Origin of the sequence: Ostreiculturibacter nitratireducens (assembly GCF_032670585.1) — a bacterium.
GTDB lineage: Bacteria > Pseudomonadota > Alphaproteobacteria > Rhodobacterales > Rhodobacteraceae > Ostreiculturibacter > Ostreiculturibacter nitratireducens.
Window position 1 is genome coordinate 313,422 of record NZ_JAVQHL010000002.1, and the last position, 23,449, is coordinate 336,870.

Below are 23,449 nucleotides of genomic sequence, written 5' to 3' on the forward strand. Positions count from 1 at the left end.
GCGGTCAGGAGGCCGGCGTCGCAGCCTTCTGCGCTTCGGCGCGGCGGGCGAGTTCCTGGCGATAGAGCGCGAGGAAGTCCACCGTGTCGATGTTGAGCGGCGGGAAGCCACCGTCGCGCGTGACGTCGGAAACGATGCGGCGGATGAACGGGAAAAGCATCCGCGGGCACTCGATCAGCAGATAGGGGTGAAGCTGCTCTTCCGGCACGCCCTCGACGCGGAAGATGCCGCCATATTCGAGTTCCAGAAGGAAGATGGCCGAGCCGTCCGCCTTGTTCTTCGACGTCACCTTGAACTTGGAGATGACCTCGTACTGGTTCTCGACGGTGCGCTTGCGGGCGTCGAGGCTGACCTGGACCTGTATCTCCGGCTGGACGTTGGAATCCGTCACACCCTTTTGCGCCAGTACGTTCTCGAAGGACATGTCGCGGATGAACTGCGCGAGCACCTGCATCTTGATCTGCGGGGGCTGCTGCGGTTCTTGCGCTTCTGCACCGTTGCCGGTCTCGGCCATGAAAAACTCCCAGTTTCGCTATCTCTTTGCGAGGTGCTTAGCACCTCGGCAGGGTGGCCTCAATGCCGCGTCCAGCCTGACGGGCTGTGGGTCGGCCGCTTTTCGGGGTCCACCTCCTGGAATTCACCGTCGATCACGTCTCCGGGACGGTAATCGGGCTCACGCGGCGGCCGCCGGCCCATCTCGAAGCGCTCCACGGTGACGCGCGACGCGAGCGCCTTGAGGAGCCAGCGCCGGAACGGCGGCGTGAGGAGAAGAAGCCCGAGCGTGTCGGTGAAGAACCCCGGCGTGAGGAGAAGGGCGCCCGCGAACAGGATCATCGCGCCGTGCGCAAGGGGTTCGCCGGGGTCGCGCAGTTCCTCGAAGGAGCGGCGCAGGTCCAGAAGCGTCGCCGCGCCCTGAGTGCGCATGAGCATGGTCCCGACCACCGCAGTCAACAGGACGATCGCCAGCGTGGGCCACACGCCGATCAGGCTCCCCACCTGGATGAAGAGCGCGATTTCGATCAGGGGCACGGCCAGAAAGGCCAGCAAAAGCCACATATTTCGGGTCCTCTGCGGTTTCGGGTGCTGGCCGGGCCGTTGTGGACTTGACCGCACCCGTCACTTACATAAGTGGGGAGTGCCGGAGATACCAACCCCGGCGAACCGATTTCTGCCCCTAGCCGAGGACCCCTCATGAGTAACGCTGTGATCCAACTGCTTGTTCTGGCCGGGATCGCGGTATTCCTGATCCTGAAGCTGCGGAGTGTTCTCGGCTCCCGCGAGGGCTTCGAGAAGCCGCCGGCGCCGATGCCCTCGCCCAGCGAGAAGGCCGCGCGCCGCGGGTTCGAGGTGATCGAAGGCGGCCCCGACCTCGACATCACCGACCACGCCGAAGAGGGAAGCCCACAGGCGAAGGCCCTTGCGGGCATGAAGCAGGTCGAGCCTCAGTTCAAGGTGGGCGAATTCCTTCAGGGCGCGCGCGGCGCCTACGAGATGATCCTGATGGCCTTCGAGAAGGGCGAACTCGAGACGGTGAAGCCGTTCCTGGCCAATGACGTCTACGAGAGTTTCGCCGCCGTCGTTGCCGAGCGGGAGGCCCAGGGCCTGACGGTCGAGGCCCAGTTCCTAGGCGTGCGCGAGGTGTCCCTCGCCGATGCGACCTTCAACCGGGACACGCGCGAGGCCGAGATTTCCGTGCGCTTCCAGGGCGACATGACCTCGGTCGTGCGCGACAGCGCCGGTCAGATCATCGAAGGCAGCGCGAAGGAAGTTAAGAAGATGCGCGACGTGTGGACGTTCGAGCGCGTCATGGGGTCGAACGATCCGAACTGGCAGCTCGTCGCCACGGGGGAATGATGTCCCCTGCGGCGCGTGTTTCGCCCGCCTCCCTGCCTGGCTGGGAGGCGGATGACCACGGCGCCGCGCTCTCGGCCTATAGCGAAACCGCCGATCTGCTGCCCGCGGGCTGGCCCCGCCCCGAAAGGGGTGACTGGGCAGACCCCCGCGGATTCTTCGAACGGCATTTCCATGCCGTGACGTTGGGAGAGCCGCCAGCCTTTTTCACCGGCTATTACGAGCCGGAATTTGAAGGTCGCGCCGAGGCGACGGAGGAATTCGCGTATCCGCTCCATTCCGTTCCCGATGGTCTCGTGCCGGGAGAGCCCTGGCATGACCGGGCCGAGATAGAGACGAGGTCGCTGCTGGCGGGGCGCGAGCTCATCTGGCTTTCGAGCCCGGTGGAGGCCTTCTTCGTCCAGGTTCAGGGTTCGGTCCGGGTGCGGCTTCCGGGGGGAAGGGTGCGGCGCTTCGGCCACGCGGCCAAGAATGGGCATCCGTATCGCTCCATCGGGGAGGAACTGATCCGGCGGGGCGAGATCGCGGAAGCGGAAATGAGCGCGCAGGTGATCCGGGGCTGGTGCGCCGCGCATCCGGGCGAGGTCGCCGGACTTCTGCGCCACAATCCATCCTTCGTCTTCTTCCGTCTTCTGGATCTGCCGGAGGACAAGGGACCCCTCGGCGCGATGGGGCGGTCCGTGACGGCGGGACGCACGCTTGCGGTCGATCCCGCGCATCATCCCCTTGGCGCGCCGGTCTGGGTGGCGGTCGACGGCCCGGAACAACTTCGAAGGCTGACCGTCGCTCAGGATACAGGAAGCGCGATCAAGGGGCCGCAGCGCGGCGACCTCTTCTGCGGGTCCGGACCGGAAGCTGGCCGGATCGCCGGCGCGATGCGGCGGGCCGGGCGGATGGTGACGTTCCTGCCGCTTTCGGAAGGCCGGGCATGACCCGGAAGCCACGCCACCTGTCGCCGGAGGAGCGGGAGCTCTGGTCGCGCGTCGCTTCCACGGCGAAAGCGATGCATCCGATGCCGCAGCGTCCCCTGGAACTGCCGGATGCCGTCAAGCCCAAGAAGACCCGGCCGGAGGTCAAGGAATTCCGGATCGGGCAATCGTCGCCGGAATTCCCCCTGCGCCACGATCTCGCGCCGACGCCCGGGGAACGTCTCGCTCAGGCGCCGCTGCGGATGGACAGCAAGATGCATCGCGAGATGACGCGGGGAAAGCTGAAGCCCGAGGCACGGATCGACCTGCACGGGATGACGGTGTCCGAGGCGCATTCGGAGCTCACGCATTTCATCCTTCGGGCGCACGCGGAGGGCAAGCGGCTGACGCTGGTCATCACCGGGAAGGGCAAGCGCGGTCGCGACGAGGGGCCGATCCCGCAGCGATACGGCGTCCTGCGCCACCAGGTGCCGCAATGGCTGGCGCTTCCGCCCCTGGGCGCGGTCGTCCTCCAGGTGACGGAGGCGCATCTGCGCCACGGCGGCTCAGGTGCCTACTACGTCTACCTGCGCCGTCGCGCCTAACTCGGCCCGGGCCCGGGCGATCGGGCGGACCATCAGTGCCGAGGCGGCGATGAACCAGACCGCGTATCCCAGGAGCTGCGTCGGCATCGCGATCCCCGCGTCGATCAGGAACCCCGAAATCCCCGGTCCCAGCGCCGATCCCAGAACGAGCGCCGAGGCGACGGCGGCCTTGATCGAACCGATGTTGCGCGTGCCGTAGAACTCAGCCCAGCAGGCGGAGGGCAGCGTGGCCTGCCCGCCGCCCGCGACACCTATCAGGACGATCCCCAAGCCCGCGACCGGGACCGAAGGCGCAAGCCCGAGGAACGTGAAGCCCGCCGCAACCGGCAGCAGGTAGAGCGGCATGAGCCGGGGCGAGCCGAAGCGGTCGAGCGCCCAGCCGAAAGCGGCGGTGGACAGGATGAACGCACCGGTTCCCAGCGGGAAAAGGGCAACCAGTGACAGGTGTTCCCAGCCCTTCACGGCGGCGAAGTGAACCTGCTGGAACCAGAACGCCGTGTTGAAGGCCGAAAAGCCTGCGAGCCCCGGAAGAAGCGTCCAGACGAGCGGATGGCGCAGCGCCTCGGCGCGCGTCCAGTGCCGGCCACCCATTCCGGGCGAGGAATTGATCTCAGCCATGGCCTGGGGGGTGCGCTCCTCCTTCAGAAGCCAGACGAGGACAGGAATGGTCGCCAGCACGAAGACCGCGGCGAAGAGCCAGAGCGAGTGCCAGTCGAACAGGCGCTTCAGCGCCACGAAGCTCAGCGGCATGGTCGCCTCGCCTGCCTGGAAACCAAGCGTCGCCACCGCAAGCGCCCGCCCGCGCGTCGCCACGAACCAGCGCGCCATCGCGACGAGGGAAACGTGGCTTGCCATGCCCTGTCCGGTGAAGCGCAGCGCGAAGATGACGAACGGAAGAAGAAGGGCGGAAGGATTGAGCGCCATCGCCGTGCAGGCCAGCGCGAGAAGCACCACGACCGCCGGTCCGAGCACCATGACGCGGAACCTGTCGGCGAGCCCGCCCGCCCAGAGCATGAGTGCCGCCGAAGCGCCGGTGCCGATCGAGTAGATCGCGCCCCACTGGCCGTGGCTCAATCCGAACTCGGCCCGGATCTCGCCCGCGAAGATCGAGATGAAGAAGGTCTGCCCGAAACTCGACAGGAAGGACAGGAGCGCGCCGGCGGCAAGCCAACGGGCATTTTCCCGAAGGAACAGAAGGAATGACATCGGCCGGGCTCCGGTTCGCTGTCGCCTTCTTGCACCCGGCTCGGCGTTTTGCCCAGCCTTATTGCGCCGCGCCTCCGATCGCGGCGACGGGGCTCAGGACGATTTCGGTGGCGTTCTGCACCGTCAGCACGACCCCGGGCAGAAGGCCCGTCCGGCCTGTGGGATCCGCCGCGAAGGACGCATCCAGATCGGTCATCCGGCCGAGAATCCGAAGGAGAAGCGGGCTGTCGCCGACCGCGAAATGCCCGAGGCCCTCAGAGAAAGCGCTCACGTCCAGAAGCGTCACGTCGAGATCGGCGATCTCCTCGATGTCCTCGAGGTTCCCGAGGCGGTCCCGCTGCCCGGTCAGGCGGGCGGACAGCTGGAGAGCGCGGTCCTTGCTCGACGTGAAGATGATGAAGGGCTGCGGCAGTTTGCCCATCCGGGCGGCCTGGGCCTTGAACACGTCGACGTCGATGTCGGGAGAGATGAGGATCACGCCGGCAACCTTCGGCAGCACCCGGCGGTCATCGGCAATCGCAATTTGCCGCAGCGTCTCCATCGTCAGGGCCGATCCCATCGAATGCGCGACGAGGATGATGCTGTCAGCCCCTGCCGCGGAAACCTCATTCAGAAGATCCTGCAGGCCGTCGCGCGCGAAGAGCGCGGAGTCCCGGTCATAGGCGTAGCCAAGCGGATTGGCGCGCGAGGGCCACGAATAATGGACGCTGACGCCCGAAAGTTCGAGGTCATGGCCAAGCTGCGCGACGCGGTAGAGCCCTTCCGCGAAGGTGTTGTTGAAGCCGTGGACGAAGACGATCGCTTCGCGTTCGCCGCTCGGCTCCGTCCGGAGCGCTCGTGCAAGCTCGGCTCGGAAGTCACCCTCGGTCTCGAAAAGGTCCTCGCGCGTGGTCAGGAACTCTGTTGCCGGATCGGGCGCCTGATGCGGTTTTGGCCAGACGATCTTTCCTGGCTTGCGCTCGGGAGGCACGGAGACGTCGAACCGAGCGAAGCGCGTTTCCGGGCTCCGCGGGAAGCCGAAGAGATCGCCATTCTCGGCGTCGGAAGCCCGGGTGGTGCCGACGAAGACGGTCCGCGTGGTGCCGACCGAGGCCGCAGAGGGGACAACGGTGATCGCGCCTCGGGGCGCGCAAGCCGCGAGCGCAGCCACAATGACGAGAAATAGGACCCGGACCAACTGCACCACGCTCCGCGTTTGTCTGACGCCCGGATAGACGAAACGCGGAGGCGCTGCCAGCCTTCGATCAGAGAACGTAACGGCTGAGATCCGCCGAGCGCGCAAGATCGCCGACGTTCTTCTCGACGAAGGCCGCGTCCACCGTCACCGCCTCGCCGGAACGGTCGGGCGCGGTGAAGGAAAGCTCCTCGAAGACCCGCTCCATGACGGTATAGAGCCGCCGCGCGCCGATATTCTCGATGCTGCGGTTGACGTCGGCCGCGATGCGGGCGAGCGCCGCGATCCCGTCCTCGGAGAAGGTGACGTTCACCTCTTCCGTGCTCATGAGGGCGGCGTATTGCCGGGTCAGCGCGTTGTCGGTCTCGGTGAGGATGCGGACGAAGTCCTCCTCGGTCAGCGCGCGCAGTTCCACCCGGATCGGCAGGCGGCCCTGAAGCTCCGGCAGGAGGTCCGACGGCTTGGCGATATGGAAGGCGCCCGAGGCGATGAAGAGGATGTGGTCGGTCTTCACCGCGCCGTATTTCGTGGAAACGGTCGTGCCCTCGATCAGCGGCAGGAGGTCGCGCTGGACGCCCTCGCGGCTGACATCGGCGCCGCGGGTTTCCGCGCGCGCACAGATCTTGTCGATCTCGTCGAGGAAGACGATGCCGTTCTCCTGCACGGCATCGAGCGCCGCGGCCTTCACCGCCTCGTCGTCGAGAAGCTTGTCGGCCTCCTCGCCGATCAGAACTTCGTAGCTTTCGGCCACGGTCATGCGCTTGCGGATGCGCCGGCCGCCGAAGGCCTTTCCGAAGATGTCCCCGAGGTTCAGCATCCCGATATTCGCGCCGGGCTGGCCGGGAAGGTCGAGGGTCGGCATCGTCGGGCCGGCTTCCGCCACCTCAAGCTCGATCATCTGGTTGTCGAGATCGCCGCGCTTCAGCCGTTCGCGGAACATCTCGCGCGTCTGGGGCCGCGCGTCCTCTCCGGCGATCGCCTCGATCACGCGTTCCTCGGCGGCCTTGTGGGCGCGGGCCTTGACCTCCTCGCGCATCCGTTCGCGGGTCTCGACCATCGCGATGTCGGCGAGGTCCCGGATGATCTGTTCGACGTCACGGCCGACATAGCCGACCTCGGTGAACTTCGTCGCCTCGATCTTGATGAACGGAGCCTTGGCGAGCTTCGCGAGCCGGCGGGAGATTTCCGTCTTGCCGACGCCGGTCGGCCCGATCATCAGGATGTTCTTCGGATAGACCTCGTCGCGCAGGTCCTCCGATAGGCGCTTGCGCCGCCAGCGGTTCCTGAGCGCCACCGCGACGGCGCGCTTGGCGTCCTTCTGTCCGATGATGAAACGGTCGAGTTCCGAGACGATTTCGCGCGGGGTGAGGTTGGTCATTTGGCCTCCGTATAGGGCGGCAGGCGGGACTTGCCGGGGAAGTCGGGAAGCGCCCGCATCAGGCCCGCGCGCAGGGGCACCCACCAGGTGCCGAGCGCGGTGATGAAGGCGCCGAGGATGAGAAGGATCGCGACCCACTGGCCGAAGCTCGCCGCGCCGTCGCCGCGCACCGCCCAGGCGATCAGGAGCGCCATGTAGACGATGCCCGCGGTCAGGAAGCTGCGGCGGTCGATCGCGAGGGCGAGGACGGCGATGGCCGTCAGTGCGGCGGCGGTGGCGAGCATGCCCGTCGAGCCGCCGATGTTGTAGAGCGTGAGCGCCACGGTGTTGACCAGCGCGGGCGCGGCGAGAAGGTGCAGCCAGAACCCGGTAGCGGCGTAGCGGCCGAGGCGGTGCGGGTCGCGGGTGTCGAACCACATGCCGCCAAGGAAGGCCAGAAGTCCGAAGACCAGCGTGGCGAGCGAGAACTGAGGGCTGTTCCTCAGGTCGAATATGCCGCCGTGGAACCCGCCGCCGAAGCCACGGATCGCCTCCAGCGAGGCTGTCATCGCGTAGATCGCGCCAAGTCCGAAGAGGCCGAGGACGAACATCGCGAACGGCAGACGGAAACGGCGGTACCAGGCCGCCATTGCCCCCCCGGCGAGGAGACAGGCACCGACAAGGGCGGAGCGGGCCGGGGAATCCGCGTCGCCGAGTATCGCGAATGCCGAACTGAAGATGCCCAGGCCGAAGGCCGAGGCGAGGACCATCGAGGGCAGGTTCATCCGCCGCCGCAGCGTGAAGTAACCGGCCCACCACCAGGCGACGCCGGCCATGACGAGGGGAATGAGCATCACCGCGCCGAGTCCGCCAACGACGCTGACCAGCCCCGCGACCCCGGAGAGCAGGATCAGGAGACCGACGGAAACGAAGATCTCGGAAAAGCCGCGGAAGAACTCGAAGGGTTCATCCTCCGGCCCCATCGCGCCCCGCGTTCCGGCACGCGATTGCGCCAGCGCGAGGAGGGAGGCCGCCTGCGCCTCGGTCAGGATGCCGCCCTGAACGGCCGCGCGGACGTCATCGGCGCCGAATGAGCCGTTCGCGTCAGCCACCGATCTTCTCCACGGTCAGGTTGCCGTTGGTGTAGACGCAGATATCGGCCGCGATCGCCATCGCCTTGCGGGCCACGTCCTCGGCCGGAAGGTCGGTTGCCATCAGCCCGCGCGCGGCGGCGAGCGCGAAGTTTCCGCCCGATCCGATTGCGGCGACGTCGTGTTCGGGCTCCAGCACGTCACCAGCGCCGGTCACGACGAGGATCATCGATCCGTCCGTCACGATCAGCATGGCCTCAAGCTTCTGGAGGTACTTGTCCGTGCGCCAGTCCTTGGCCAGCTCGACGCAGGCGCGCTGAAGCTGCCCCGGCGCGGCTTCGAGTTTCTTTTCCAGCCGTTCGAGAAGGGTGAAGGCATCCGCGGTGGAGCCAGCGAAGCCCACGACGACATCCTTCCCGCCCGGCGAGAGGCGCCGCACCTTGCGGGCCGTCCCCTTGATCACCGTCTGGCCGAGGCTCACCTGCCCGTCGCCGGCGACCACGACCTCGCCGCCCCTCCGCACCGCAAGGATCGTCGTGCCATGCCAGCCGGGGAACCTGTCTTCCGCCATCGCGTGCCCTCCATTTGTCAGGGACTATATGGCCGCGCACCCGGGCGGCTGCAACGGCGCACGAAAAAGGGGCGCCCCCTGGCGCCCCTTTCCCCGTGTTTCGCGTCGCTCAGATCGAGGAGTCGATCCAGCTTTGCAGGGCCGCTTTCGGCGCGGCGCCGATCTTGTTGGAGACGACCTGGCCGTCCTTGAAGAGGAACAGCGCCGGGATGCCGCGAACGCCCATCTGCGCGGGCGAGTTCGGGTTTTCATCGACGTTGACCTTCACGATCTTCACCTTGCCGGCGTATTCGTTCGACAGCTCTTCGAGAGCCGGACCGATCATCTTGCACGGGCCGCACCACTCAGCCCAGAAATCCACGACGACGGGAATGTCGGACTGACGCACTTCGGCGTCGAAAGTTGCATCGCTGACGGCAACGGTGGCCATGTTTCGTCTCCTTGGGAATTTGTCGGATGGGAAGGTATTGGTGGGGTGGGGTGGCGTCAAGGGATAGGGGTGGATGTCAGCGCTTCCCTCACGACCTCGGGATCGAGCGCCATCAGTTCTCCCGTCCTCGTCCACAATATTGCGGTTGCGATCTCTCTGCCGGGATAGATCCGGGACAGCGCCGCGGCATATGCACCCATCTGCCGCAAGATGCCCTCGGGCACCTCCCGCGCCGACGGCGGAACGACTGCGTTCGACTTGTAGTCGATCGCCAGGACCCGGTCGGCTTCGACCACCAGCCGGTCGATGGCGCCGTGGATGAGCCGGCCGCCGAGTTCGGGAAGACGCGCGGTGATTTCGGCCTCCACCAGCGCCGAAGGCCCGAGGTAGGCGCGCATCGCAGGGGCCGTCAGAACCCTGCGCGCCTCTTCGAAAAGCGGCTCTATTTCACTCGGAAGTGCCGAATCCTCGCCGGTTTCCAGCAAGGTTCGCGCGACGTCGGCCCATTCCGCCTCGGGCCAGAGAGGCAGATGTTCGAGAAGCAGGTGCAACTGCCGCCCGTGCCGTTTGGCGGCCTCCTCGTCGCGCTCCGCCGCCTCGCCGGGCAAGGCCTTGGCGCCGCCGAGGTCCGAGGGCGAGAGCGCCTTGTCGGGTTCCGGCAGCGCCGGGGCTCGGGACAGCGCCCAGCCGGGCAGTGCGGGTAGCCGGGTTTCCGCGCCCTTCTCGTCCCGTCTTGGTTCCGGCCAGTCGCCGTACTGCATCCGTTGCACGGGGCCAAAGCCCAGTTCGGCCTCGACCGCGGTCAGATTCGTTTCGGCCCCGGCCTTTTCCATCCCGTCCCGGATCAGCGAATACCAGCTGTCCTCGCCGTTGCCCACATCGCCGGCCGCGCAGACGATGAGCCAACTTTCCGCCCGCGTCATGGCGACGTAGAGGAGCCGCATCCGTTCCTCACGCCTCCGCTCCTCCATCTCCGCTCGTTCGGCGGCGATGATGGCGGGGCTTTCGGTCTTGCCGGTCTTCCAGACCGCGTGGCCCTGTCCGACCCTGAAGACCTCGTCGCGCATCGGCGGGTTGGATTTCGCCGTGTCGGGCAGGATGACGATCGGCGCCTCGAGCCCTTTTGCGCCGTGGACGGTCATCACCCGGATCGAACGCCCGCCGCCTTCGAGGCGGCGCTTGACCTCGACATCGTCGGTCTGAAGCCAGACGAGGAAGCCGGTGAGGCTCGGCACCTCGCTCTGCTCGAAGGCGAGGGCCTGGGAAAGAAGTTCGTCGATGCCGTCCTCCGCTTCCGGGCCGAGGCGGGCGAGAAGTCTGCGGCGGCCGTCATGGCGCGTCAGCACGCGCTCGATCAGTTCGTAGGGTCTGAGGTAGTCCGCCCGGCCGAGGAGGTCCGAGAGGATCTCGAGCGTTTCGGGGTGTTCCTCTTTCTTTTGCCGAAGCGCGGCCCAAAGGTATTCCTTGTGCGCGCGGGGCTGGGCGAGGGCGTAGAGATCGGCCTCGGACCACCCGAAAAGGGGCGAGCGGAGCGCGGCGGCGAGCGACAGGTCGTCCTCCGGGGTCGCGAGAAACGACAGGAGCGCGCCGAGGTCCTTGACCGCGAGTTCCGCGCCAAGCTTCAGGCGGTCCGCCCCGGCAACTTCGAGCCCTTCCGCCTTGCAGGCTCGGATGACCTCGGCGAACAGAGGCGACCGGCGCTGGACGAGGATCAGGACGTCGCCCTCATGGATGGCGCGCGGCCCTGTCGACGTCTTGATCCGCGTGCCGACGTCGATCATCCGCTTCACTTCGCGCGCGATGCGCCGGGCGAGGCGCAGGGTGTGATGTTCCTCTCCCAGGAGGTCGGTCGGGTCGTACCAGTTCTCCGGTTCCGGTTCCTCGACCTTCTCGACGGGCGGCCAGAGGTCCACGCGCCCCGGCTTGGCCTCGTGGAAGGCGATATGCGTGGTCTGCCCGCCGAGGCCGTGGTTCACGCGTGCGTCCATCGTGAGGTCCACGAGCCGCAGGATCGCCTCGGATGACCGAAACGAATGCTGAAGCTCGAGGCTCTGCATCGGGCGGCGGACGGCGGCGAACTTCGCCATGAAATGCTCGCGCATCCGCTCGAACTCTCGCAGGTCCGCTCCCTGGAAGGAGTAGATCGACTGCTTCTTGTCGCCGACGACGAAGATCGTGCGCGCCCGGTCCCGCGCGCCCTCGCCCGAGGTGAATTCCTCGGCGATGCGCTCGATCACCGTCCACTGTCCGGGGCTCGTGTCCTGCGCCTCGTCGACGAGGATGTGGTCGATGCCGCCGTCGAGCCGGTAGAGCACCCACTGCGCGACGCTCCGGTCGGACAGAAGCGCGGCGGCGCGGGTGATGAGGTCGTCGAAGTCGAGCCAGCCGCGCAGGGCCTTGCGCGCCGTGTAGCGCGGCAGGAAGGCGGCGGCGAAGCGGTGGAGCGCGAGGGTCTTTTCGGCGGCGGCCAGCGCGATCCGCCGTTCGCGCGCCGCTTCGACGCGCAGCATCAGCGCCTCGAGCGCCGGGATCAACGGAGCCGCCGGCCCGTTCGAAAGGCCCTTCGTCGGGAATGAGCCGATCTTGGCGCTGAAAGGCACTTTCGCACCTTCACCGGTGAGCAGGACGTTTTCCAAGATCGCCAGCGTCGCCGGCCCCGGTGCGGAGAAGTCCGCCGCCGCGAGTTTGTTCCCGGCTTTCACGTCGTTCGTGGAGCTTCCGAGTAGAAGCGGCAGGAGCTTTGCGATCAGCTCCGCCTCTCCGCCCAGGAAGACCTCACCGAGAAGCGCGCCGGCATCGAACCCCGTCGGAAGGCCGAACAGGCTCCAGGCCGCCTCGGCGTTCAGCGGGTGGGAGAACTCCTCGATGTTGCGGCAGAGGTCCCCGAGGAGGGGCGCGAAGTCCTCGCCCGACATGAGACTCGCCACCGCGTCCACCGCCGCGATGTCCGCGCCGTCCGCCAGTTCCTCGACGATCTCGGCGCGCATCAGGTTGGCGGCGCGGTCGTCCATCTCGGTGAAATCGGGCGATACGCCGGCCTCCAGCGGGAAACGGCGCAGGAGCGCGGCGCAGAAGGAGTGGATCGTCTGGATCTTCAGCCCGCCCGGCGCGTCGATTGCGCGCGCGAAGAGGCGGCGGGCCTTGGCGAGCATCTCGGTCCCGATCGTGCCATCCTCGCCAAGTTTCCTCAGTTCGTCCCGGAGCTTCTCCTCGGGCAGCATCGCCCATGCGCCGAGCCGGGCGAAGAGGCGGTTCTGCATCTCGGCCGCGGCGGCCTTGGTGTACGTCAGGCAGAGAATGTGCTGCGGTTCGGTCCCTTCGAGGAGAAGCCGCGCCACGCGGTCCGTCAGAACGCGCGTCTTGCCGGAACCGGCGTTCGCGGAAAGCCAGGTGGACGTGCCCGGGTCGGCGGCCTGGACCTGCCGTTCGGAAGCTTCGTCGCGCCGCATCAGCCCACGTCCTCGGGTTCGGGGGGTGTGTTCGTCTCCCATTCGCCGCAGCGGGCGAGGTGGTCGTAATCGCCTTCGTGGCGGGTGTTCGCCACAGCGCGGCGGGAGGTGTAGCCCTGTTCCTTCGACAGGTAGCGGGCGATCAGGCGGATCAGCCCCTCCCACGCCTGGTTCAGAGTGTCCTGGCCGACGTCCACGGGTTCTTCCTCACCCTCGCCGCCGAGCCGGATATAGGTCGCGCCTTCCACCTCGCTCGGGCCGAGAGCCTTGAAACCGCCGCGCTCGGCCATGGCCGCCTCGAGGAGAAGCTGCTTTTCGAAAAGTCTCTGCTGTTTTTCCGACGGCGGCTTGCCGGACTTGTAGTCGTAGATATGCACCCGCCCATCTTCGAGCACGTCGATCCGGTCGGGGCGCGCGGTCAGGGTGAAGCCGATTTCGGGAAGCACGACGGCGCCGGGGTCTTCCAGCAATTCCGGCCTGCCCCGCGCAAGACGCGCAGCTTCGGTGCGGACGAAGGCGGAAGCGATCTTTTCGATCCGCGTGCGCCAGAGCCTGCGGGCGGCGGGCCAGGGGATTTCCTCCGACAGGACATGGTCGGTTATCGCCATGAGCCGGGCGCGCGCGGCTTCCGGCGTTTCGGCATCGGGATGGCCGCGCACGAAATCTTCCACGATCCGGTGCAGTGCGGTGCCGCGTTCGCGGGCATCCGGCTCCGGCCGGATCGGGTCGAGCTGTCGCAGCCGCAGGATGCGTTTCGCATAGACGGCGTAAGGGTCGCGGATCAGGCGCGAAATCTCGGTCACCGGCAGCTCGCGGGGGCGCGCGGCCGCCGGCGGGCGTGGGGCCGGGCGTGGCGCGGCGGGAACCTCGGCGGTCGGGGTTTCCAGCGCGGCGGCGAGGGAAAGCCAGTGCTTGCCGCGATCCTTCATCGCCTCCAGAGCCTCCGGGCCGCCATTCGCGCCGAGCCCGTCGAGGAGGTTCGTGAGCCGGTTCAGCCAGCGCGAGGCGACCGTCTGCGCCTCGGCGTCGCGCACGGCGCGCGACAGGATGACGCGCGGGGCGCAGGCGGCCTGTTCGAAGTCATGCGCCGAAAGACCGATCCTGCGTTCCGGCAACAGAAGTCCCGCCTTCTGCCGCATCTGGCGCGAAAGCCAGGGGTCGGGGGGCGGGGCCTCCGGCCAGACGCCTTCGTTGAGCCCGCCGAGGATGACAAGCTCGGCACCCTGAACGCGCGCCTCGAGCGTGCCCCAGATCGCCACGGTCGGATGGGGGATCTCCGCCTGTCGCGCGCTCGCCGCGCCCAGGAGCGAGGCGAGGAGGTCGCCATAGCCCGCAGGCGTGTATGGTCCTCCATGTTCTGCCTCGCGGCGGAGCTCGCTCATGACACGGAACGCTTCGGCACCGGCGGCCTCGCGCCACAGGCCGCTTGCCTCGGCTGTGCCGCCGGGGCCGGCCGCAAGCGCCTCTGCGCGCATGAGGTGGGCTTCGACCCAGTCCGCAAGCGGCGCTTCCCCGGCGGCCTCGACGCCATGGAGCGTTCGCCCGAGCCATTCGGCCCATTCGGCGCGACCGTCCTCGGGCCGGCTGGCGGCCCAGGCAGAGAGGGCGGCGTGGTCGGGGAAGGCGGGTCCGTGGCGGCGCAGGTGCAGCTCAAGTTCCCGCGTGAAGCGCAGATGCGGACCCCGTTCGCCCGAGCCCGTAGCGGTCAGCGGGTGCTTGAGGAGCGTCAGCAGCGCCTCCATCGTCACGCGCCGGCCCGCCAAGGCCGCGACATGCCGCAGGAACCTTCCCGGTGGTGAAAGCGCGAGCGGCTGCCCGGCGCTGTCGTCGGGAAGAACCCCCCACCGGTCGAGCGCGGCCGCAACGCGCCGGGTCAACAGGCGGTCGGGAGAGATCAGCGCCGCGCGGGCCCCGGTCTCCGCCGCCTCGCGCAGGGCAAGGGCGATCGCCACGGCCTCGCTGCGCGGGTCCTGCGCCTCGATCAGGGTCAGACCCTCGGTCGCCTCGGCGATGCCGGTCAGGCGGGGCCCCTCGCTCATCCACTGGTCGGTGACCGGCGCGGGCCGGAACGCCAGCGAAAGGAGCCTGTTCCGCGGCGGCGAGGGCGGTTCGTGCCCGGTCCAGCGCGCCACGTCGCCATGCGAAAGCCCGAGGTCCCGCACGAGCCTCTGGAAGCGGTACTGCGGGTGGTCCTCGGCCGGGCTCGGGCCCGCGTCGAGGCTGTTCCAGATCGCGTCCGGCATGTCGAAGTCGTATCCCGGCAGGACGACCGCGCCCTGCGGCAGCGCCGCCACCGCGCGGAGGAAAAGAGCCGTCGCGCCGCGCGATCCGGTCGAACCGGCGACGATCACGGGATCCTCCGGCGGAGACGTCAGCCAGCGCGCCGCAAGGGCCTCGATCACGCGCCGCTGCCGTGCCTGGGCGTCCGGCGCGGCGTCGGCGTCGAAATAGCGCGCGACGATGCGGATGAACTTCAGGCTGCGTTCCCAGTGCGCGGCGTGATTTTCCGCGAGAGACGGCCGGTCCAGCGCCTCGGGCGGGACGCCTTCGCCGTGCATCTCGTCCATGAGGTCGGCGAGGCTGTCCGCGAGGTCGAAGACCGCCGTTCCGGGGGCGAAATCGCTTTCCCGCTCGACGAGCCCCCGGACGAGCTGCGCAAGCTCGAGCCGCCGGCGCAGCGAGGGAACCGGCGCGGGGAGGCCCGACAGCGGGTCGGAACCGATATCCGTGACGAGGCGCAGGCGCGGCAGAAGCCGCGCGCCGAAGTCGTCGAACACCTCGCGCACCCTGCGCTGCATCCGGCGCGTGTTGACGTAGAGCGTCGTGCGGGCGAGCGCCTCGGGCGGCATCGCGCCGGCCCGTTCGAGGAGACCCTCGACCAGAAGTCGCGGGAAGTCCGCCCCCGAGGGCAGCGCGAAAAGGCGCGGCTTGTCGGAACGCTCAAACATCCGCGGCCTCGCGGAGCATCGTTTCGGCGATCGCGATGCAATCCGGCCGGCCGACATCACACCACCCGCCCTCGTGGATGATCCCGAACAGACGGCCGCGGGACTGCGCGATGTCCCAGACGCGGTTGAGCGAGAAGACCCGGTCCGGCACATGCCGGAGAACGCCGGTCGAGAGGATCTGCGCCCCGGTGTAGACATGTCCCGGCGACCGCGTCAGCCTTCCCTCGGGATCGATGGCGAAGTCCCCCTTACCCGTGTGGCCAAGCGCCCTTTCACGGGGAACGAGAAGCAGCAGCGCGTCCATGCGGTCTGCGTCCCAGGCCCCGGCAAGGGCCGCGAGCGGGTTCGGGCCGGTCCAGACCGCGTCGGTGTTCAGTGCCATGACATGTTCAGCGCCGAGAAGCGGCATCGCCTCCCTGAGACCGCCCCCGGTGTCGAGTATGTCGGGCGTCTCGTGCGAGAGCGCGATGTCGGGCCTGTCGGAAAGGTGCGCGCGAATCTGGTCGGCGAGGTAGTGCAGGTTCACGACCTTCCGCGCGACGACACCGCTTTCGTCGGCCAGCGCCAGCGCGTGGTCGATGAGCGCCCGGCCCCCCACCTTGATGAGAGGCTTCGGCCGGTCGTCCGTCAGGGGCGCCATCCTCGTGCCGAAACCTGCGGCGAAGAGCATCAGGGGAAAGGCGGCAGGCATCTCTCGGCGATCTTTCGCAGTGTTTTCGGTTCGGGGTCTGGGAAGCTTTCGCCGACCAGGCGCGCCAGCGCCGCGAGTTCGGGATGGGCGAGATTGCGCCGGACATAGCCCCAGACCCGGGGGATCAGGCGCAGATACTGCGGCTTCCCCGCGCTCAGGGCAAGGCGGGCGAAGACGCCGAGGATGCGAAGGTTGCGCTGGGCGCCGAGCAGGGCATAGGCCGCGGAGAAACGCTCGTGCTCGTATCCATTCGCGTCGAGGAACCTCGCGACGATCATCGCCTCCACCGGCCGCGGCACGTCGCGCCGGGCGTCCTGGAGGAGCGAGACGAGGTCATAGGCCGGATGCCCGGCGAAGGCGTCCTGGAAATCGAGAAGCCCGACGCGCGCGGTCCCCTCTCTTTCCGGCAGCCAGATCAGGTTTTCCGCATGGAAATCCCTGAGGCACACGACGGAGGTGTCGGAAAGCAGCCGCTCGCCAGCATCGCGGACGAGGGCGGGAAGGTCTTCGGCCGCCGAAGGGTCCGCGCCCAGGGCCGGCAGGTACCACTCGGATGTGATCCGCACCATCTCGCCAAGGGTCCTTGGGTCGTATGGGACGAGCCAGCCGGGCGGCTGGTGCCGGTGCAGATCCGTCAGGAAATCCGCGGCGGCGGAGTAGAGCGGGACTTCGCGGGATGGGTCCTCTGCCATGAGCGAGGCGAAGAGGTCGTCGCCCAGGTCCTCGAGAAGCAGAAAGCCCCGGTCCGCGTCTTCGGCGAGGATATCCGGGGCGCTGAAGCCTGCGCCGCGGAGCCATCGCGCCATCCGGACGAAAGGCGCGATGTCTTCCCCCCTGTCGGCCGGCGCGTCCATCAGGACGGCCGCGAGGTCTCCCCGCTTCAGCCGGAAATAGCGCCGGGCGGAGGCGTCGCCGGCGAGTGGGGTCTTGGCGGCCGTTCCCCAGCCCGCGCTTTCGAGGAATGCCGATGCGAGACCCGTACGCTCAGTCATCGCCGCCAGTCCAGCCTGCGAGGTCTGCAAGGAGCGGCGCCCACCGTGGCGAGGTGGCCGCCATCTCGACCAGTCGCGCCTCCGTCCCGGGCTCGGCCCTGAACTTCAGGGTCAGTGCATTTTCGGGCGTCAGATCGTCGAGCCGGTTGGGCCATTCGACGAGGCAGATCGCGCTGGCAAAAGCCTCCTCAAGGCCCAGCTCCGTGATCTCGTCAGGTGATGTCAGGCGGTAAAGGTCTGCATGCCAGATTTCGACCCCGCCCACCTCATAGGTCTGAACGAGGGTAAAGGTCGGCGAGGGCACCTCTTCCACACGTCCGTCGCGTTCCTGGAGCGTCTGGATAAGGGTCCGTGCGAAGAAGGTCTTTCCCGCGCCGATGGGTCCGTCGAGGAGAAGCGTGTCGCCGGGCGTGAGCAAGGGCGCGATCTTCTGGGCAAGCGCGCGCGTCTCGTCCTCGGACCCGAGGCGGAGCGTGAGAGTGATCGGATCAAAGAGTTGCGCGTGCGACATGGGGGAGTTTTACCCTCCCCCGCAGGAGCCGCAAGGCCGCTTCGCTGGGGTGTCAGACGGCGGCCGCGCGGGCCTTCTGTCCGGCGGTCCCGGCGCGTGACGCCGGCGCATCCCGCCGGGCCGGCGCTTCCCCGATGGCCCGGAACCCCGCGAGCGTCGCGCCGCCTGCGAGGGGAACGAAGCGGCAGGCGACCGAACGGCCGTCGCGCAGCCCGGCGTTGGCCTCCCAGCTCGCGCGCGGACCGATTTCGGTCACGAAGTCGCGCGCCTCGGCCCAGACGGGGTCCGGGTTGCCCTGCGCCTCCCAGGTCTTCATCGCTTCACCGATCCCGACCTCTCCCAGTGTCGTGCCGGGGTCCGTTCCCCAGAGGTGGGCGTAGCCGCGGTTCGACAGGATGAGCACGCCGGCCGTGGAAAAGACCGCGATCGCCTCGTCCATCGCGTCGATGACCGCCTGGCTTAGCTCCAGTTCCGACCGGAAGCGGCGGGTCAGGGAAACCTCGGACGAGATGTCCTCGATCAGGAAGGCCACGGCGCCCTCGGGATGGGGCCGGCCGGTGACACGGTAGGTCTGGCCCGACGGCAACGCCCAGGTTTCCTCGAAGCGCCCGCTTGCCGCCGCCTTCTCGAGTTCGGCCATCTTCTGGCGCCAGCTGCTGTAATCCTTCGGCTCCGGCATCATCCGCGCGTCGCGCAGACGGTCGAGGAACGCAAAGAGCGTGGGCCGCGCCGAGAGGAAATCGGCGCCGAGCGTCGTCAGGTCGATCAGAGCCGGGTTGAACAGCTGCAGTTGCCGCTGCCGGTCGAAGATCGCGAGGCCGATCGGAAGCTCGGCGAAGGTCTTCGTCAGCGTCTGAACGAATTCACGCAGGGAGATTTCCGCGCTGACCGCCGTGTCGGCGGGCAGCGCGTAATGCAGCGAACCGTCGGCAGCGGGAAGCGAGTGACAGTCGAACCAGAGCGGGGCCTTGCCGTTCCGTTCGATCCGGGCGCGCCGGACGGTCGGGTCCGCCTTGGCGTCTGGCGCAGCCTCGAAGAGCGCGGGGAGCGGCCAGGTCAGCTCGTCCTCGGCCTCGAGCGCGCCGGACTGAAGGAGGTAGGCCCGGTTCGCCCAGACGATGTCACCCCGGGCGTCCTCGCGCCAGACGAGGATCGGCGCTGAATCGACAGCCTTGCGCAGACTGGTGACCTCATCCTCCAGCGCCCTTTGCGACATCCCGTCGACAAGCACGGCCTGACCCTCCGAGGTGAGGTCCGAAAGGGTGATCCTCGCAAGACCTTCGTGATACTCGGCCCTGAGGCGCAGGGGGGCGTCGCCAGACCCGGCCAGTTCGATCACGACCTCCTCGGCGAGCCGCCCCATGCGGGCCTCGAAGTTCTCGAACCGCGGCGCGAGGAAGGCGGACAGGCGCGACCACTCGTCGCCGCGAACAGGGGTCGCCTGAAGCAGAGCCCAGGCCGGAGCGGTCGCGTCGACGAGCGTCCGGTCATCGAAGAGGAAGACCGTCGGTTCCAGCGCAGGCGCGGTGTCCGCGATCCGCGGCCGTGGCTGCTGGCGGCTTCTCAGCACGCTTACGAGCAGAAGCGCGATCAGCGCGGCCGCCACCGAGGTCGCGACCAGGGCGAGAGCGAGAATCATGTTTGTCAGCATTCCGGTCCCAGCCTTCCCGAACATCTCCTGCCTGCCCGGTCAGGTTTGTCGGGAATGGTTAACCGGCCGTTAAGGCTGCTGCCGGAACGTCACCCTGTTATCAGTACGTTCTCGCCCAGGCCGCCCTCCGATGCGGGCTCGATCTCTCCCCGGGGCCACACCACCTCGACGATGGCGCCGCACCGAGGCGGGCGTTCCTCGGCGGTGAGGAACGGGTCGGCGGCATTCGCGAAGGTGAGCCGCGCGCCCGTGCGCTCGAGAAGTGTCTTGGCGATGAAAAGGCCAAGGCCCATTCCTTCGTAGCCCGAACGGGCCACGCGGTCGTCCTCGGCGGGACGGTGGCCTATGAACGGGTCCCCGATCCGGCCAAGAAGCTGCGTCGGATAGCCCGGGCCGTCGTCCACTATCCTCACCATCAGGCGCGTGTCCGTCCATTCGGCATCCACCCAGACATTCGCCTTGGCGAAGTCGACGGCGTTCTGGACGAGGTTGCGAAGGCCGTGAATGATCTCCGGCCGACGCAGGACCGCGGGCTGCCTGTTCTCGCCGCCCGGTCCGGGAACGACGTCGACGTGCAGTTCCTTGCCGCGGTCGGCATGGGGCTCAGCGGCCTCGCGGATGACCTCGGAAAGGGGCGCTGACCGCAGGTGCAGATCGTCCTTTCCGGCTCGGCCCATCGACCTGAGAATATCGCGGCACCGGTCGGCCTGCTGGCGGATCAGCTCCGCGTCGGCCTGCAGATCGGGACGGTCCGACAGTTCGTCCGCGAGCTCCGCGCTGGTGAGCTTTATCGTCGCGAGCGGCGTGCCGAGCTCATGCGCCGCCGCCGCGACGACTCCGCCCAGGTCGGTCAGTTTCTGTTCCCGCGCGAGGGCGAGCTGCGCGGCCAGAAGCGCCTGGCCCATCGAATGCGTCTCGCTCGCCACCCGGCGGGCGTAGAGGCCGAGGAACAGGACGCCGATGACGATGGCGAGCCAGAAGCCGAAGGAAAAGAGCCGCGGCACAAGCAGCTCCTCGCCCGAACTCATCCGCAGGGGCAGGTGATAGAAGTTGAGGAGAGTGACGAGCGTGATCGTAACGAGGCCGAGAAATATCGTGGAGCGGGTCCGCAGCGCGGTGGCCGCGATCGTGGCCGGCGCGAGGATCAGGAGCGCGAAGGGATTTGACAGGCCCCCGGTCAGAAACAGGAGTGCGGTCAATTGCGAGACGTCGAAAAGAAGAGTCAGCGTCGCCTCGGTCTCCGTCAGGCGCTTCGCGCCAGGAAAGACGAAGGCGGCAACGAGATTGATGGCGATGGCGGCGCCGACGACCAGAAGGCTGGGGCCCAGCGGCAGGTCGATGTCGTAGTAGCGATAGGCGACCGCGATCGCCGCCAGCTGACCGAATATCGCGGCCCAACGCAGAAGGATCAGCGTGCGAAGCCTGACCCAGTCGCTGTGCATCTCGCGGGAGGTGTGGTTCGTGCCCAAGGGCGGCATGGCACAGTCCTGACTTCACATTCGCGCGTTCCGCGATTGATAGTCCGGCCCCGATGGGCGATCAATGCGCCGATCTTGGAATTGGGGATGCCATGCCTGCAAGCACACGCACATATGCCGTCGCCGCCACTTCGGCGGTCGCCATCGGCCTCGTCGCCATGCTCGCCGTTACACGGAACGGCGACGACATATTCGCGGAGTGCCGTGCAAGCCAGGTCGCGGGCGGCGGCGGCGCGATCGGCGGACCGTTCACCCTGACCGACGAGAACGGCGCGAGGGTGACGGAACGCGACGTCATCACGAAGCCGACCTTCGTCTACTTCGGCTATACCTTCTGCCCCGACATCTGCCCGCTCGACACCGCGCGGAACGCCGAGGCCGTCGACGCGCTGGAGGAGATGGGCCACGAGGTCACGCCCGTCTTCATCTCGGTAGATCCGGGCCGGGACACGCCCGAGGTCCTGAAGGAATGGACGGATTACATACACCCCAGGATGATCGGTCTCACCGGCACGCCGGAGGAGATCAAGTCCGTGGCCCAAGTCTACAAGACATTCTACAACGTGCCCAAGAACCCGGAGGACGAGTATTACCTCGTCGACCACATGACCCACACCTACCTGATGCTTCCGGACTACGGCTTCGTCGAGTTCTTCGGCCGCGAAGTGCCTCCAGAGGACATGGCGAAACGGACCGCTTGCTTCATCGAGGCGGCAGAACAGGCCCACGGTGGTTGAAAAGCCGAATTGCAGCACCTAGAACCATTTTAACGAAACCCAGGAAACAAGATGACCGAGGAAGAACTCGAGGATATCGGACCTGACCGGTCGCTTCTCCTGGTGGATGACGATGAGCCATTCCTGAAGCGTCTGGCCCGGGCCATGGAAAAGCGGGGTTTCGTTCCCGAAACCGCCGAAAGCGTCGCGCAGGGAAAGGCCGCGGCAATGGCGCGGCCGCCGGCCTTTGCGGTCGTGGATCTGCGGCTCGAGGACGGGAACGGCCTTGATGTCGTGGAAACGCTCCGGGAGGTCCGCCCGGATTGCCGGGTCGTCGTGCTGACCGGGTACGGGGCGATCGCGACCGCGGTGGCCGCCGTGAAGATCGGCGCGACGGATTATCTGGCCAAGCCCGCGGACGCCAACGACATTACCAACGCGCTCCTCTCGAAGGGCGAGATGCTTCCTCCGCCGCCGGAAAACCCGATGTCCGCGGACCGAGTTCGCTGGGAACATATCCAGCGTGTTTATGAACTCTGCGATCGCAATGTTTCCGAAACCGCGCGGCGCCTGAATATGCACCGACGGACCCTTCAGCGGATATTGGCCAAGCGCAGCCCGAAATAGGCGGGACGAAAAAACCTATCCATTGAGTTAGGTTGCCGCGATTCGGCAAATCCGACATATTGCTCACTGTTAAAGACCCCTGGAGCAATCATGAAAATCGATCTCGACGGAATGTCGCTGAAAGAACTCAAGGAGCTTTCGGCAAAAGTACAAAAGGCAATCGTTTCTTTTGAAGAGCGGAAGAAGAAAGAAGCGCTTGCCCAGATCGAGGAAAAGGCTCGTCAACTCGGCTTCACGCTTTCCGAATTGACCGGCGATGTGAAGCCCCGGCGCAAACGCGCGGCCGTTGCGCCGAAGTACGCCAATCCGAAAGACCCGAGCAATACCTGGACCGGTCGTGGCCGCCGGCCGCGCTGGGTCGAAGAGGCGCTTCAATCCGGAAAAACGCTCGATGATCTGAAGATCTGATCGCCGGACTGGCGCGTCGGGTTAACAGGACCTGGGAAGATCGGCACCCATATTGGCGCTGAGCCGGTTCCCGTTCGCATGGCTTGGGTATCAGGGAATTTGCGACATCAATTCCCGATGCCTTTCCGTGAAATCCGCCCTGACTTCGGCAGGCGGGCGCAGGCGGATCTTCAGGCTGCGCGAGAGGTCCGCCGCAGGCCGCCCGAAGAAGCGGTCCGCCTCGGCTTCCGAAAAGCCAGCGATCTGGACCGCCTCGATCCACGCAGAGATCCTGTCGGCGCGCTTGATCTCTTTCTTGATCGAAGCGGGCAGCGTGGCCGGCAGACCGAAACGCACATGCACAGCCACCTGGAGCCTTTCGTCGAGCGCGCCGTATTCGGGCCCCACCGCCGCCTTCACGGGCGAAATCATGTCGCCGATCACGTATTCCGGCGCGTCGTGAAGCAGCGCCGCCAAGCGCCAGCGCGCCGACGTCCCCGGATTGAGGCGGGAAAAGATATCTTCGACCAGCAGCGAATGCTCGGCCACCGAATAGGGCCAGTCGCCGCGCGTCTGTCCGTTCCAGCGCGCGACGAAGGCAAGACCATGGGCGATATCCTCGATCTCCACGTCGACCGGTGTCGGGTCGAGAAGGTCGAGCCGACGGCCCGAAAGCATCCTTTGCCATGCACGCGGCTGTTTCATCGTGACCCCTTGCAGTGAGGCGGCGAGCCTAAGCATGCCGGGCCGTCATTGTCGAGCGGCCCCCCCAGTGCTATCTCACCCGCCAAACGGATTTCCAAGAG

Annotated in this window: 22 protein-coding genes; 6 read left to right on the forward strand and 16 right to left on the reverse strand. The window is 67.4% G+C overall.

From position 1 onward, the window contains the following. Positions 1-4 precede the first annotated feature (4 nt). Both secB and ABCN56_RS08815 read right to left on the reverse strand, forming a co-directional pair. Positions 5-514 carry a protein-export chaperone SecB gene (gene secB, locus ABCN56_RS08810; RefSeq protein WP_343080439.1) on the reverse strand — a complete coding sequence of 170 codons (510 nt, stop codon included), beginning with the start codon at positions 512-514 and terminating at the stop codon, positions 5-7. Positions 515-573: 59 nt separating this feature from the next. Further along, positions 574-1,056 carry an FxsA family protein gene (locus ABCN56_RS08815; RefSeq protein ID WP_343080440.1) on the reverse strand — a complete coding sequence of 161 codons (483 nt, stop codon included), beginning with the start codon at positions 1,054-1,056 and terminating at the stop codon, positions 574-576. A gap of 135 nt (positions 1,057-1,191) precedes the next feature. Here ABCN56_RS08815 and ABCN56_RS08820 point away from each other — a divergent pair, with 135 nt between their 5' ends. From ABCN56_RS08820 to ABCN56_RS08830, 3 genes are read left to right on the forward strand one after another with little or no spacing between them, the layout of a single operon-like run. Continuing rightward, entirely contained in the window at positions 1,192-1,854 is a 663-nt protein-coding gene (locus tag ABCN56_RS08820) for a Tim44/TimA family putative adaptor protein (RefSeq protein ID WP_343080441.1), read from the forward strand. Further along, positions 1,851-2,783, forward strand: coding sequence for a murein transglycosylase A (mltA, locus tag ABCN56_RS08825; protein WP_343080442.1), 933 nt, complete (start codon positions 1,851-1,853; stop codon positions 2,781-2,783). The genes ABCN56_RS08820 and mltA overlap by 4 nt, the downstream gene beginning before the upstream one ends. Further along, the gene (locus ABCN56_RS08830; RefSeq protein WP_343080443.1) at positions 2,780-3,364 is read left to right on the forward strand and encodes a Smr/MutS family protein; all 585 of its coding nucleotides are present in this window, start codon (positions 2,780-2,782) and stop codon (positions 3,362-3,364) included. The genes mltA and ABCN56_RS08830 overlap by 4 nt, the downstream gene beginning before the upstream one ends. Here the strand turns inward: ABCN56_RS08830 and ABCN56_RS08835 are convergent. The 13 genes from ABCN56_RS08835 to regB form a co-directional block, all read right to left on the reverse strand. Then, the gene (locus ABCN56_RS08835; RefSeq protein WP_343080444.1) at positions 3,326-4,570 is read right to left on the reverse strand and encodes an MFS transporter; all 1,245 of its coding nucleotides are present in this window, start codon (positions 4,568-4,570) and stop codon (positions 3,326-3,328) included. The two genes, ABCN56_RS08830 and ABCN56_RS08835, sit on opposite strands and share 39 nt — an antisense overlap. A gap of 58 nt (positions 4,571-4,628) precedes the next feature. Further along, positions 4,629-5,753 (reverse strand): alpha/beta hydrolase, encoded by a 1,125-nt coding sequence (locus ABCN56_RS08840; RefSeq protein WP_343080445.1) that lies wholly within the window; start codon positions 5,751-5,753, stop codon positions 4,629-4,631. Positions 5,754-5,814: 61 nt separating this feature from the next. After that, positions 5,815-7,122 carry an ATP-dependent protease ATPase subunit HslU gene (gene hslU, locus ABCN56_RS08845; RefSeq protein WP_343080446.1) on the reverse strand — a complete coding sequence of 436 codons (1,308 nt, stop codon included), beginning with the start codon at positions 7,120-7,122 and terminating at the stop codon, positions 5,815-5,817. Then, complete coding sequence (locus ABCN56_RS08850; protein WP_343080447.1) at positions 7,119-8,213, reverse strand: hypothetical protein; 1,095 nt, start codon at positions 8,211-8,213, stop codon at positions 7,119-7,121. Before ABCN56_RS08850 ends, hslU begins: the two co-directional genes overlap by 4 nt. Beyond that, a complete protein-coding gene (gene hslV / locus ABCN56_RS08855; protein WP_343080448.1) occupies positions 8,206-8,763 on the reverse strand; it encodes an ATP-dependent protease subunit HslV in 558 nt (185 codons plus the stop codon). Before hslV ends, ABCN56_RS08850 begins: the two co-directional genes overlap by 8 nt. A 109-nt stretch (positions 8,764-8,872) precedes the next feature. Continuing rightward, positions 8,873-9,193 carry a thioredoxin gene (gene trxA, locus ABCN56_RS08860; RefSeq protein ID WP_343080449.1) on the reverse strand — a complete coding sequence of 107 codons (321 nt, stop codon included), beginning with the start codon at positions 9,191-9,193 and terminating at the stop codon, positions 8,873-8,875. 56 nt (positions 9,194-9,249) lie between these two features. After that, complete coding sequence (addA, locus tag ABCN56_RS08865) at positions 9,250-12,642, reverse strand: double-strand break repair helicase AddA (protein WP_343080450.1); 3,393 nt, start codon at positions 12,640-12,642, stop codon at positions 9,250-9,252. Next, positions 12,642-15,590, reverse strand: coding sequence for a double-strand break repair protein AddB (gene addB / locus ABCN56_RS08870; protein WP_343080451.1), 2,949 nt, complete (start codon positions 15,588-15,590; stop codon positions 12,642-12,644). The genes addA and addB overlap by 1 nt, the downstream gene beginning before the upstream one ends. Continuing rightward, complete coding sequence (locus ABCN56_RS08875; protein ID WP_343080452.1) at positions 15,583-16,260, reverse strand: nucleotidyltransferase family protein; 678 nt, start codon at positions 16,258-16,260, stop codon at positions 15,583-15,585. Before ABCN56_RS08875 ends, addB begins: the two co-directional genes overlap by 8 nt. Further along, complete coding sequence (locus tag ABCN56_RS08880; RefSeq protein ID WP_343080453.1) at positions 16,260-17,273, reverse strand: aminoglycoside phosphotransferase family protein; 1,014 nt, start codon at positions 17,271-17,273, stop codon at positions 16,260-16,262. The genes ABCN56_RS08875 and ABCN56_RS08880 overlap by 1 nt, the downstream gene beginning before the upstream one ends. Continuing rightward, the gene (gene tsaE, locus ABCN56_RS08885) at positions 17,266-17,784 is read right to left on the reverse strand and encodes a tRNA (adenosine(37)-N6)-threonylcarbamoyltransferase complex ATPase subunit type 1 TsaE (RefSeq protein ID WP_343080454.1); all 519 of its coding nucleotides are present in this window, start codon (positions 17,782-17,784) and stop codon (positions 17,266-17,268) included. Before tsaE ends, ABCN56_RS08880 begins: the two co-directional genes overlap by 8 nt. 52 nt (positions 17,785-17,836) lie before the next feature. Then, a complete protein-coding gene (locus ABCN56_RS08890; protein WP_343080455.1) occupies positions 17,837-19,459 on the reverse strand; it encodes a PAS-domain containing protein in 1,623 nt (540 codons plus the stop codon). Positions 19,460-19,524: 65 nt separating this feature from the next. Further along, on the reverse strand, positions 19,525-20,913 hold the full coding sequence (gene regB / locus ABCN56_RS08895) for a sensor histidine kinase RegB (protein WP_343080456.1): 1,389 nt from the start codon (positions 20,911-20,913) through the stop codon (positions 19,525-19,527). A 92-nt stretch (positions 20,914-21,005) separates the two neighbouring features. Between regB and ABCN56_RS08900 the strand changes: the two genes are divergently transcribed. The 3 genes from ABCN56_RS08900 (at position 21,006) to ABCN56_RS08910 (ending at position 22,664) form a co-directional block, all read left to right on the forward strand. Then, on the forward strand, positions 21,006-21,650 hold the full coding sequence (locus ABCN56_RS08900) for an SCO family protein (RefSeq protein ID WP_343080457.1): 645 nt from the start codon (positions 21,006-21,008) through the stop codon (positions 21,648-21,650). A 51-nt stretch (positions 21,651-21,701) separates the two neighbouring features. After that, positions 21,702-22,256, forward strand: coding sequence for an ActR/PrrA/RegA family redox response regulator transcription factor (locus ABCN56_RS08905; RefSeq protein ID WP_343080458.1), 555 nt, complete (start codon positions 21,702-21,704; stop codon positions 22,254-22,256). A 90-nt stretch (positions 22,257-22,346) separates the two neighbouring features. After that, the gene (locus ABCN56_RS08910) at positions 22,347-22,664 is read left to right on the forward strand and encodes an H-NS histone family protein (RefSeq protein ID WP_343080459.1); all 318 of its coding nucleotides are present in this window, start codon (positions 22,347-22,349) and stop codon (positions 22,662-22,664) included. 90 nt (positions 22,665-22,754) lie between these two features. Here ABCN56_RS08910 and ABCN56_RS08915 read toward each other — a convergent pair whose 3' ends face one another. Further along, positions 22,755-23,348: an HD domain-containing protein gene (locus tag ABCN56_RS08915; RefSeq protein WP_343080460.1), complete on the reverse strand. Its 594-nt coding sequence runs from the start codon at positions 23,346-23,348 to the stop codon at positions 22,755-22,757. Positions 23,349-23,449 lie beyond the last annotated feature (101 nt).